We start from the raw sequence: 10,176 nt of genomic DNA on the forward strand, positions 1-10,176 counted from the left end.
CCGCCGAGGCCGAGCGCGAGGCCGAGCGCGCCGCCTCCGACGCGCGCGAGACCCGCGCCGCCCGCGAGGCCCGTGCCGAGGCCGCCACCGAGGCCGAATCCGCCGCCCGGCTGCGCATCCATGAGGAGCTTGAGGCCACGCCCGAGGCGCTGCTGGACTCCCTGGGCGAGGTCGAGGAGATCGCCGCCGAGGCGCTGGAGGAGCAGATTGCCCGGCTGCGCCAGCAACGCGACGCGCTTGGCGCGGTGAACCTGCGCGCCGACGAGGACAAGCGCGAGCTGGAGACCGAGCGCGACCGGCTGGCGACCGAGAAGCAGGACCTGACCGAGGCGATCCGCAAGCTGCGCCAGGGCATCGGCAGCCTGAACCGCGAGGGGCGCGAGCGGCTGCTCTCGGCCTTCGACACGGTGAACGCCAATTTCACCACGCTGTTCACGCATCTGTTCGGCGGCGGCGAGGCGCGGCTGGTGCTGGTCGAATCCGACGACCCTCTGGAGGCCGGGCTGGAGATCATGTGCCAGCCTCCGGGCAAGAAGCTCAGCACCCTCAGCCTGCTTTCGGGGGGCGAGCAGACGCTGACGGCGCTGGCGCTGATCTTCGCGGTCTTTTTGGCCAACCCGGCGCCGATCTGCGTGCTGGACGAGGTGGACGCGCCCCTGGACGACGCCAACGTCACCCGCTTCTGCGACCTGATGGACGAGATGACGCGGCGCACCGAGACCCGCTTCCTTGTGATCACGCACCACGCCGTCACCATGTCGCGCATGGACCGGCTGTTCGGCGTCACCATGGTCGAGCAGGGCGTGAGCCAGCTGGTCAGCGTCGACCTGAAGCGTGCGGAGGCTCTGGTGGCCTGACGCGCAAAGCGGTAATCAGCGCGCGATTCCGTGACGGAGAAGATGATGCGAAGCCTGGTTCCCCTGGTCTTGGCGGCGCTGCTGCAGGCGCCCGCCGCGCAGGCGCAGGTCGTCGGCGATCCCGAGGTGATCCGCCTGATGATGATGGATTTCGGCCTGCCGGCCGAGCCCGATACCGATGCCGCGGGCGATCCGCTGATCGACAGCCGCATCGACGGCACGCATTTCTCGGTCTATTTCTACCAATGCGAAAAGACCTGCGCCTCGATCCAGTTCTCGGCCGGCTTCGACCTGGACGCGCCCATGACCGCCGAGCAGGCCAATGCCTGGAACCGCGACAAGCGCTTCGGCAAGGTCTATCTGGACGAGACCGGCGATCCCTTCATCGAGATGGATATCGGGCTTGCCGGCGAGGGCATCGGACGCAAGAATTTCGAGGATGCGCTGGACACCTGGCGCATCGTGCTGAGCGATTTCCGCGAATTCATCGACTGGTAGGAGGATGCGATGACCATCGAGACGAAACTGGCAGAGCTGGGGATCACGCTGCCCGACGCGCCGGCGCCGGCGGCAAACTATGTGCCCTATGTGATCTCGGGCAACCTGCTGTTCGTTTCCGGCCAGATCAGCGCGCTGAAGGGCAAGCTGGGCGCCGACCTTGCCGTCGAGGACGGTGCCGAGGCGGCGCGCGGCTGCGGCCTGGCGCTGCTGGCGCAGGCGCGGGCGGCGCTGGGATCGCTCGACCGGGTGAAGCGGGTGGTGAAGCTGGGCGGTTTCGTCAACTCGACCGCCGAATTCACCGACCAGCCCGAGGTGGTCAACGGCTGCTCGGACCTGATGGTCGAGGTGTTCGGCGACAAGGGCCGCCATGCCCGCGCCGCCGTCTCGGCCCCGGCCCTGCCGCGCGGCGTCGCGGTCGAGATCGAGGCGGTGTTCGAGATCGAATGATGGCGCTGCATCCGGATTTCCTGCGCCTGCCCATCGCTCATCGCGGGCTGCACGGGCCGGGCGTGCCGGAAAACAGCATGGCGGCATTCCGCGCCGCCATCGCCGCCGGCTACGGCATCGAATGCGACATCCAGCGCGCCGCCGACGGCACGGCGCTGGTGTTTCACGACGACGACCTGCCGCGCCTGACCGGGGCCGAGGGGCTGGTCAGCGCCCTGGGCATCGACGCGCTGTCGCAACTGCGCATCATGGGCACGGAGGAGCATATCCCGACGCTGGCCGAACTTCTGGGCGAGGTCGCCGGCCGGGTGCCGCTGCTGATCGAGATCAAGGACCAGAGCCTGCGTTCCTCGGCCGAGGTGGGCGACCTGCAGGACGGTGTGGCGCGGCTGCTTTCCGGCTATGGCGGGCCGGTGGCGGTCATGTCCTTCAACCCCCATGCGGTGGCGGCCTTCCATGCTGCGGCGCCGGGGGTGATGGTGGGGCTGACCACCTGCGGCTATCAGACTGCGGACTGGCCGATGCTGGACGAACCCACCCGCGCGCATCTGGCGGCGATCGCGGATTTCGACCGCGTCGGCGCCGCCTTCGTCTCGCATGATCGCAAGGACCTGCGGAATCCGGCGGTGGCGGCGCTGAAGGCGCGCGGCGTGCCGGTGCTGTGCTGGACGGTGCGCTCGCCCGCCGAGGAAACCGAGGCCCGGCGCGTGGCCGACAACATCACCTTCGAGCATTACCTGCCTGCCAAGCCCTGACGCCCCGCCTGCCGCCGCCCCCTGACAAAGCCGGGCGGTGCGCCTATGTTTCGCCGCATGAGCGAACTGACCGTTTCCGTCCTGCCCGCGATCTCCGGCATCGAGCCTGCCCTCTGGGACGGCTGCGGGGCCGGGGCCAACCCCTTCACCACGCATCGCTTCCTGACGGCGCTGGAGGAATCCGGCTCGGTCGGCGAGGGCACGGGCTGGCATCCCAGCCATCTGGTGGCGCGGCTGGACGGGCAGGTGGCGGGGGTCGCGCCCTGCTATCTCAAGACCCACAGCCAGGGCGAATACATCTTCGACCATGCCTGGGCGCAGGCCTATGAGCGGGCCGGCGGGCGCTATTACCCCAAGCTGCAATGCGCGGTGCCCTTTACCCCGGCCACCGGGCCGCGGCTGATCTCGGCCAAGCCGCAAGTGCAGGCGGCGCTGTTGCAGGCCATGGCGCAGGTCGCGCGGCAGTCGGGCCTGTCGGGCGCCCATGTCACCTTCTGCACCGAGGCCGAGGCCCGGCTGGGCGAGGCGGCGGGCTTCCTGTCCCGCGCCAGCGAGCAGTTCCACTGGCTGAACCAGGGCTATGGCAGTTTCGACGACTTCCTGGCCCAGCTCTCCTCGCGCAAGCGCAAGGCGATCCGCAAGGAACGCGAGCGGGCGCAGGCCTTCGGCGGCAGCATCCGCAGCCTGACCGGCGACCAGATCCGGCCCGGGCATTGGGACGCCTTCTGGATCTTCTACCAGGACACCGGCGGGCGCAAATGGGGCCGGCCCTACCTGACGCGCGCCTTCTTCGACATCCTGCACCGCACCATGCGCGACGACTGCCTTCTGGTCCTGGCCGAGCGCGACGGCCGCCCCGTCGCAGGGGCGCTGAACCTGATCGGCCGCGAGGCGCTTTACGGCCGCTATTGGGGCTGCACCGAGGACCACCCCTTCCTGCATTTCGAGCTGTGCTACCACCGCGCCATCGACTGGGCCATCGCCCATGGCATCCCGCGGGTCGAGGCCGGCGCGCAGGGCGAACACAAGCTGGCCCGCGGCTACCTGCCCACCCAGACCCATTCGCTGCATTGGGTGCGCGACGAGGGCTTCCACCGGGCGATCGCCGATTACCTGGAGCGCGAGCGCGCGGCGGTGGGCGAGGAACTGGCGCTGCTGGCCGAGATGGGGCCGTTCCGCCGCGGCGCGCTCTCGCCCTGAAGCGGCCCGGCCAAGGCCCGCGCCCGGCCCGCTTCAGGGCCGCTTGATCAGCCGGAAGGCGGCCGAGGCCCCCCAGCCGGCGGCCGCGGCGATGGCCAGCGACATGATGCCGTAAAGGAAGGGCTGGTCCAGCGCCAGGCGATAGAGCCAGCGTTCCAGCCCGACCTTGCGCACCTCGATGGGGGCGCGGAAACTGTCGATGATCTCGCCGTTCCGCAACAGGAAGATGCGGGTGCTGTAGAAGCCCTCGATCAGGTTGGCGGGCAGGCGCACATCGGCGCGGAACAGCGTCTGCTCGGCCAGCAGCACCGCGCCGTCGTCCTGGCGGTAAAGCTCGGATTCCTGGCGCAGGCGCATGAAGGCCTCGGTATAGGGGACCACGTCGGCCACCTCGCTCTTGCCGGCAAAGGCGCGCATGGCCAGCGGGATCGAGATGCGGAAGCGCTGGTCCAGTTCGGGCTTCAGGATCGTCTCCAGCGGCCGGGTGGTGGCGACGACATAGAAGGTCGGGGCCGAGCCGATGCTGACCCGTCCGGTATTCACCCAGATGCCCAGCCGGCGCTCCTTGTGGCGGACCGTGACGGCGCGGGCCGGGCCCTCGACCGCGACGATCACGTCCAGCGGCTCGCCCGGCGGGATCGGCTTCTCGCGCTTGATGGCGCCGTAGATGATGATCTCGGAGCCGTCGAAGCTGGTGGTGATGTCCACGTCGTCGCGCGACAGGCCGGCGACGATCTGCTCGGCCGGGGGCGGGGTCGGCGTATGCGGCGGCGCCGGGCGGAGCTGGGCCAGTGCCGGCAGGCCCGGCAATAGCAGCGGCAGCAGCAGGATCGGCAACAGCATCCACCGGCAGCGGGTCATTGCAGCACCCCCGGCGTGATCGAATAAAGATCGTCCGGCCGCAGGAACAGGTCCAGAGCCAGCCTGCCGCAGACCGCCAGCACCAAGAGCGCCAGCAGGATGCGCAGTTGCTCGGCCCGCAGGCGCGCGCCCAGATGCGTGCCGATCTGCGCCCCGGTGACGCCGCCGACGATCAGCAGCACCGCCAGCATCACGTCGACCGTGTTCGACGAGACGGCATGCATCAGCGTGGTATAGGCCGACAGGAAGGTGATCTGGAACAGCGAGGTGCCGATGACCACCTTGGTCGGCATGCCGAGCAGGTAGATCATCGCCGGCACCATGATGAAGCCGCCGCCGACGCCCATGATCGCGCCCAGCACCCCCACCGCCGCCCCGACCAGCAGCACCGGGATGGCGCTGATGTAAAGCCCCGAAGCGCGGAACTTCATCTTCATCGGCCATTTGTGCACCCAGCCGTGCTGGTGGCGGCGCATCGGCTTGATCGGGCCGCTGCGGTGATGGCGGCGCAGGGCGCGCAGGCTCTCCTGCAGCATCATCGCGCCAATCAGGCCCAGGAAGACGACATAGCAAAGCTGCACCACCAGGTCGACCTGGCCCAGCCGCGACAGCAGGTTGAACAGCAGCACCCCCGCTGACGAGCCGACCAAGCCGCCGGCCAGCAGCACCCAGCCCATGCGGAAGTCGACGGTCTTGCGCTTGACATGCGCCAGCACGCCCGAAACCGACGAGGCCACGACCTGGTTCGCGCCGGTGGCCACTGCGATGGCGGGCGGAATGCCGATGAAGAACAGCAGCGGCGTGATCAGGAAGCCGCCGCCGACGCCGAACAGGCCCGACATCAGGCCGACGATGCCGCCGAGCCCGACCAGGGTGAAAGCGTTGACCACCACCTCGGCGATCGGAAGATAGATCTGCATGTCCTGCCCGGCCTTCTGCCTGATTCGATCCTGCCCCGGCCAAGGCCGCGCGTCAAACGCTGCGATGCCGTCTCCTGCGGGTTGTCGCAGGGCCGTGGCGCGGATAAGCATTGTGGCACGGGCGGATAACCGGCGATGATGCGGGCGGCATGGGGCCGCCGGCCTCGGGCCGCACAGGGACGAACATGCGCATTCTGATCACCAATGACGACGGCATCAACGCGCCGGGCCTCGAGACGCTCAAGGCGATCGCGGCCGAGGTCGCGGGCCCGGACGGCGAGGTCTGGACCGTGGCCCCCGCCTTCGAGCAATCGGGCGTCGCGCATTGCATCAGCTATGTCCACCCGACCCTGATCGCCGAACTGGGGCCGCGCCGCTTCGCCGCCGAGGGCACGCCGGCCGATTGCGTGCTGGCCGCCATCGCCGACGTGATGCGTGAGAGCCCGCCCGACCTGGTGCTGTCGGGGGTGAACCGCGGCAACAATTCGGGCGAGAACGTGATGTATTCCGGCACCGTGGGCGGCGCCATGGAGGCGGCGCTGCAGGGCCTGCCGGCCATCGCCCTGTCGCAATACATGGGAAGTCGCACTTCCGTCCTGGAGGACCCGTTCGAATGCGCCCGGGTTCACGGGCCGCGGCTGATCCGGCAGCTGCTGGACCATGGCGACTGGACCTCGGACGAGGATTTCCGGCTGTTCTACAACCTGAACTTCCCGCCCTGCGACGCGGGTTCGGTCAAGGGCACGCGGGTGGCGCCGCAGGGCCGTCGCCGCGGCGTGCGCTTCGAGGTCGAGCCCTATCATGCCCCGAACGGCCGGCGGTTCCTGTGGGTGCTGGGCGGCTCGCAGACCGCCGAGGCCACGCCGCAGAGTGACGTGGACGCGAATATGCGCGACTATATCTCGTTGACGCCGATGCGGCCGGACCTGACCTGCCACAAGACCCTGGCCGAACTGCGCGGCGTGCTGGAGGAAGGCTGACCCTGGGCATGAGCGACGATCCCGAGACTGCCGAACGCAAGATGCGCTTCCTGTTCGCGCTGCGGCAGCGCGGGGTCACCGATCCGCGCGTGCTCGAGGCGATGGAGCGCATCGACCGCGGCGAATTCGTCCGTGGCCATTTCGAGGATCGCGCCTATGACGACACGCCGCTGCCCATCCCCTGCGGCCAGACCATCAGCCAGCCCTCGGTCGTGGGGCTGATGACCCAGGCGCTGGAGGTCGGGCCGCGCGACAAGGTGCTGGAGATCGGCACCGGCTCGGGCTACCAGGCGGCGATCCTGTCGCTGCTCTGCCGGCGGGTCTATACGATCGACCGCCACCGCCGGCTGGTGGCCGAGGCCGAGGCGCTGTTCCGCGACCTGGGCCTGACCAACATCACCGCGCTGGTCGCCGACGGTTCGCGCGGGCTGCCCGAGCAGGCGCCCTTCGATCGCATCATGGTGACGGCGGCGGCCGAGGATCCGCCGGGCCCGCTCTTGGCGCAGTTGAAGATCGGCGGTATCATGGTGGTGCCGGTCGGGCAGTCGGATGCGGTGCAGACGCTGATCCGCGTGCGGCGCGGCGAAAACGGCTACGATTACGACGAACTGCGGCAGGTGCGCTTCGTGCCGCTGGTCGAGGGGTTGGGACAGACATGACCCCCGGCCTTCCAGAGTGAGGAACGGGCAGATGATCAAGTTCAGGCAGTTGGCCTTGGCCGCCGGCGCTACGGCGATTCTGGCGTCCTGCGGGCCGCAGGGCGGCCTCGATTTCAGCAATTTCGACCCCGACCTGCGCGGCTGGGGCGGCGGCGGGCTGGACACGGCTGGGGCGGCCGCGCGCGCCGCACCGCGCCCGGCGCCGGACCAGCGCGGCGTCATCTCCTATCCCGGCTATCAGGTCGCCATCGCCCGCCAGGGCGATACGGTCGCGACCATCGCCGCCCGGCTGGGCCTGAATGCCGGCGAGTTGGCAAGCTACAACGCCATCAACGCCAATACCGTGCTAAATCCCGGCGCGGTCGTGGCGCTGCCGCGCCGGGTGGCGGCCGGTGCCCCCACCGGGGCAGCGCCCATCATCTCCTCGACCGGGCAGGTCAGCGATCCCTTCGCCGGCCAGGGCGTCAGGCAGCCGAACGTGCCCCCGGCCGCCGGCGCCGCCGGTGGGGTGACGGCCAAGACCCTGCCGGCTTCGAGCCAGCCCCGGCAGCACGTGGTCGCGGCCGGCGAGACTGCCTGGTCCATCGCCCGCAAGTACAATGTCTCGGTCAACGACCTGGCGCAGTGGAACGGGCTGTCGTCCGGCATGACCCTGCGCACCGGCCAGCGGCTGCTGATCCCGGTCGCCGGCAAGGCGCCCTCGCCCATGGCCGTGGTCACCGCGCCGGGCACCGGCAGCCCGACGCCGCGCCCGCCCTCCTCGGCCGAGCCGCTGCCGAAAGAGCAGACGAAGCCGGCCAGCAGCCCGGTGGACAGGCCCGCCAGCCCGGACCTGGGCAAGACCCGCACCGCCGCCTCGGGCAATGGCCGGTTCCGCATGCCGGCCAGCGGCGCCATCATCCGCACCTATGAGAAGGGCAAGAACGACGGCATCGACATCTCGGCCGCGGCCGGCAGCACCGTGGCCGCCGCCGGTTCGGGCACCGTCGCCGCGATCACCCGCGACACTGACGGGGTGCCGATCATCGTCTTGCGGCATGACGGCAACCTGATGACGGTCTATGCCGGCCTTGAGGATGTGGCGGTCAGCAAGGGCCAGTCGGTCAGCGCCGGCAGCGCGCTGGGCAAGGTGCGCAGCCAGGGCGTGGTGCATTTCGAGGTCCGCAACGGCTTCGATAGCGTCGATCCCGAGAAATACCTGAACTGATGTCTGGCCTGGCCGGCGGGGCAGGACCAGGGTCGGGCCGATGCCGGCGGGCCCCGTGCCTTGGCGATGAAGGCCTGCCCTCGGCCAGTGTCTCGGTCAGTCCTGTTCGCACATCTGCCGCAACGCCAGTTCGATCTCGTGGCGGATCATCTGCTGCAGGTTGCGGCTGAGACGGGTGCCGATCTCTCCCTGAAGCTCTTGGCGGATGGCCTCGCGGATCATGCCGCGCAGATGCGTGCCCTTCTGGGCGTCCTTGTCCTGCGGGGCGAACAGATGCGGCTCGGTCTCGCGGTTCAGGGCTTCGGCGGCGGCATGGGCCTCGGCCAAGGGGTTGATCGGGGTCACGGAAGCATTCGCATGCAGCATGGTTTCCTCCATTTGCGTGGTGGTGGGGGCGGGCTCCGACAGGAAGGGCCCGAAGGGCTGGATCCGCACCGGCGAGACATCGGCGCCGGAGAGGGATTCGGCAGGCTGGACATCGGCGGTGCTGCCCGGCTCGGCCGCGGCCGGCGGCGAATCGGACCGCTCGTCCAGCGGCATGACCAGCCAGTCGCCGAAGGGGCGCGGCTCCGGTCCTGCTGTGGCGCAGGGTCCGCGCGGCACGGATTCGGAGGGCGTGGAGTCGGAGGGCGCGGAGTCGGAGGGCGCGGAGTCGGAGGGCGCGGAGTCGGGTTGTGCCATCTCGGCCGGCGCAGGGTCGGGCGGCGTGGCTGCCACGAGCATGGCTTCGGGCGTCCTGATCGCCTCGCGCTGATCGCCGGCTGGCGAAGCCACATCGACGAGATCGCTGCTGTCCAGCACCAGGGGCGTGATTCGCGCCGGGGCCGGCCGTGCCGTCTGCACCGGCCCGATCCGTGGCGGTTCCCGCGCCGGCAGCGCGTTCAGTGCCTGGTCGGGAATCCGGCAGCCGGTTTCGTCCTGGGCGATGAGCCGGCGGATCGAGGCCAGCACGTCGCCGACATTGTCCGTGGGCGGGGGGGCCGGATGGCGCATCATATCATGCTGCATGACGCGCCCCCGGATCGAGGGCGGGATCAGTCCCTGCCGATCGCGCGCAACACGCGGTCGAGGCTTTCGCCCTGCCTGCTGGTATAGGGTGCGTCATGCACCGCATTGTAATAGGCCGATGGGTCATAGGTCGGTATCCCCAGTTTCAGGTTTTCCACCGTCAACAAACCCATAGCAGCCAGAAGTTGATAATGTGCTAACTGCAGATTGGCCTCTGCCGAAATCTTGTCGGCCCGCGCCTCCAGCAGCGATTGTTCGGCGTCGAGCACGTCCAGCGTGGTGCGCGCGCCCAGCGTCGCCTCTTCGCGCACGCCCTCGTAGGCCTGCTGCGCGGCGACGATCTGCTCGTCGATGGCGCGGATCTGCGCCCGGGCCACGTCGATTCCCGCCCAGGCCGTGCCGACCGCCTCGTCGACCTGGCGCGACACGTCCAGCAGCGCGGCGCGGGCCTGGTCGCGCTGCGCCATGGCCTTGCGATGCGCCGCGGGCAGGCGGCCGCCGGAATAGATCGTCTGCGACAGGCTCAGCGACACCCCGCTGCTGTCCACCGTCTGCGCGTCGCCGGTAATCGAATTGGTCGACAGCTCGCGCGAGCGGCCGATGCTGGCCTGGCCGGTCAGCGTCGGGTTGCGCTGCGCCTCTGCGGCGGCGACGCCCAGCTCGGCCGCGGCGGCCAGGCGCTGCGCCCTGAGGATGGCGGGATGGCTGCGCTGGCCGATCTGCCGCGCCGCCGCAAGCGTGGCGGGCAGCTTCGGCGTGGGCGGCGGCGGCGACAAGGTGC

General features: G+C 69.9%; 11 protein-coding genes and 1 pseudogene. 8 read left to right on the plus strand and 4 right to left on the minus strand.

Annotation, left to right across the window (positions count from 1 at the left end):
• The 5 genes and pseudogenes from I9P22_RS21300 to I9P22_RS21320 form a co-directional block, all read left to right on the plus strand.
• A pseudogene (locus I9P22_RS21300) lies at positions 1–857 on the plus strand (chromosome segregation protein SMC); the annotation flags it as partial.
• Between the two features lie 45 nt (positions 858–902).
• Entirely contained in the window at positions 903–1,355 is a 453-nt protein-coding gene (locus tag I9P22_RS21305; RefSeq protein ID WP_199261918.1) for a YbjN domain-containing protein, read from the plus strand.
• Positions 1,356–1,364: 9 nt separating this feature from the next.
• The gene (locus I9P22_RS21310; protein WP_199261921.1) at positions 1,365–1,805 is read left to right on the plus strand and encodes a RidA family protein; all 441 of its coding nucleotides are present in this window, start codon (positions 1,365–1,367) and stop codon (positions 1,803–1,805) included.
• Positions 1,805–2,560 carry a glycerophosphodiester phosphodiesterase family protein gene (locus tag I9P22_RS21315; RefSeq protein ID WP_199261923.1) on the plus strand — a complete coding sequence of 252 codons (756 nt, stop codon included), beginning with the start codon at positions 1,805–1,807 and terminating at the stop codon, positions 2,558–2,560. The genes I9P22_RS21310 and I9P22_RS21315 overlap by 1 nt, the downstream gene beginning before the upstream one ends.
• 57 nt (positions 2,561–2,617) lie before the next feature.
• The gene (locus tag I9P22_RS21320) at positions 2,618–3,760 is read left to right on the plus strand and encodes a GNAT family N-acetyltransferase (protein WP_233253523.1); all 1,143 of its coding nucleotides are present in this window, start codon (positions 2,618–2,620) and stop codon (positions 3,758–3,760) included.
• Positions 3,761–3,793: 33 nt separating this feature from the next.
• On the opposite strand, the gene I9P22_RS21325 is transcribed toward I9P22_RS21320, so the two are convergent.
• Together I9P22_RS21325 and I9P22_RS21330 are read right to left on the minus strand one after the other, a co-directional pair.
• On the minus strand, positions 3,794–4,621 hold the full coding sequence (locus I9P22_RS21325; RefSeq protein ID WP_199261927.1) for a TIGR02186 family protein: 828 nt from the start codon (positions 4,619–4,621) through the stop codon (positions 3,794–3,796).
• Positions 4,618–5,541: a sulfite exporter TauE/SafE family protein gene (locus I9P22_RS21330; RefSeq protein ID WP_199261929.1), complete on the minus strand. Its 924-nt coding sequence runs from the start codon at positions 5,539–5,541 to the stop codon at positions 4,618–4,620. The genes I9P22_RS21325 and I9P22_RS21330 overlap by 4 nt, the downstream gene beginning before the upstream one ends.
• 185 nt (positions 5,542–5,726) lie before the next feature.
• On the opposite strand from I9P22_RS21330, the gene surE reads away from it, so the two are divergent.
• From surE to I9P22_RS21345, 3 genes are read left to right on the plus strand one after another with little or no spacing between them, the layout of a single operon-like run.
• On the plus strand, positions 5,727–6,521 hold the full coding sequence (gene surE / locus I9P22_RS21335; protein ID WP_199261931.1) for a 5'/3'-nucleotidase SurE: 795 nt from the start codon (positions 5,727–5,729) through the stop codon (positions 6,519–6,521).
• Positions 6,522–6,529: 8 nt separating this feature from the next.
• Complete coding sequence (locus I9P22_RS21340) at positions 6,530–7,180, plus strand: protein-L-isoaspartate(D-aspartate) O-methyltransferase (RefSeq protein ID WP_199261933.1); 651 nt, start codon at positions 6,530–6,532, stop codon at positions 7,178–7,180.
• A 31-nt stretch (positions 7,181–7,211) separates the two neighbouring features.
• On the plus strand, positions 7,212–8,387 hold the full coding sequence (locus I9P22_RS21345; protein ID WP_199261935.1) for a M23 family metallopeptidase: 1,176 nt from the start codon (positions 7,212–7,214) through the stop codon (positions 8,385–8,387).
• A gap of 96 nt (positions 8,388–8,483) precedes the next feature.
• Here the strand turns inward: I9P22_RS21345 and I9P22_RS21350 are convergent, their stop codons facing one another.
• Both I9P22_RS21350 and I9P22_RS21355 read right to left on the minus strand, forming a co-directional pair.
• Positions 8,484–9,380 (minus strand): hypothetical protein, encoded by an 897-nt coding sequence (locus tag I9P22_RS21350; RefSeq protein WP_199261937.1) that lies wholly within the window; start codon positions 9,378–9,380, stop codon positions 8,484–8,486.
• 41 nt (positions 9,381–9,421) lie between these two features.
• Positions 9,422–10,176: TolC family protein (locus I9P22_RS21355; RefSeq protein ID WP_199261939.1), on the minus strand; the 755-nt coding region annotated here is incomplete at its 5' end.

Origin of the sequence: Paracoccus binzhouensis, from assembly GCF_016446475.1 — a bacterium.
Classification (GTDB): domain Bacteria; phylum Pseudomonadota; class Alphaproteobacteria; order Rhodobacterales; family Rhodobacteraceae; genus Paracoccus; species Paracoccus binzhouensis.

Bases quoted from the DNA above. Each gene is read 5' to 3' on its own strand.
- I9P22_RS21330 (WP_199261929.1), bottom strand. From the start codon at position 5,541: ATGCAGATCTATCTTCCGATCGCCGAGGTGGTGGTCAACGCTTTCACC.
- I9P22_RS21345 (WP_199261935.1), top strand. From the start codon at position 7,212: ATGATCAAGTTCAGGCAGTTGGCCTTGGCCGCCGGCGCTACGGCGATT.
- I9P22_RS21340 (WP_199261933.1), top strand. From the start codon at position 6,530: ATGAGCGACGATCCCGAGACTGCCGAACGCAAGATGCGCTTCCTGTTC.
- I9P22_RS21320 (WP_233253523.1), top strand. From the start codon at position 2,618: ATGAGCGAACTGACCGTTTCCGTCCTGCCCGCGATCTCCGGCATCGAG.
- I9P22_RS21305 (WP_199261918.1), top strand. From the start codon at position 903: ATGCGAAGCCTGGTTCCCCTGGTCTTGGCGGCGCTGCTGCAGGCGCCC.
- I9P22_RS21310 (WP_199261921.1), top strand. From the start codon at position 1,365: ATGACCATCGAGACGAAACTGGCAGAGCTGGGGATCACGCTGCCCGAC.
- I9P22_RS21325 (WP_199261927.1), bottom strand. From the start codon at position 4,621: ATGACCCGCTGCCGGTGGATGCTGTTGCCGATCCTGCTGCTGCCGCTG.
- surE (WP_199261931.1), top strand. From the start codon at position 5,727: ATGCGCATTCTGATCACCAATGACGACGGCATCAACGCGCCGGGCCTC.
- I9P22_RS21350 (WP_199261937.1), bottom strand. From the start codon at position 9,380: ATGCGCCATCCGGCCCCCCCGCCCACGGACAATGTCGGCGACGTGCTG.
- I9P22_RS21315 (WP_199261923.1), top strand. From the start codon at position 1,805: ATGGCGCTGCATCCGGATTTCCTGCGCCTGCCCATCGCTCATCGCGGG.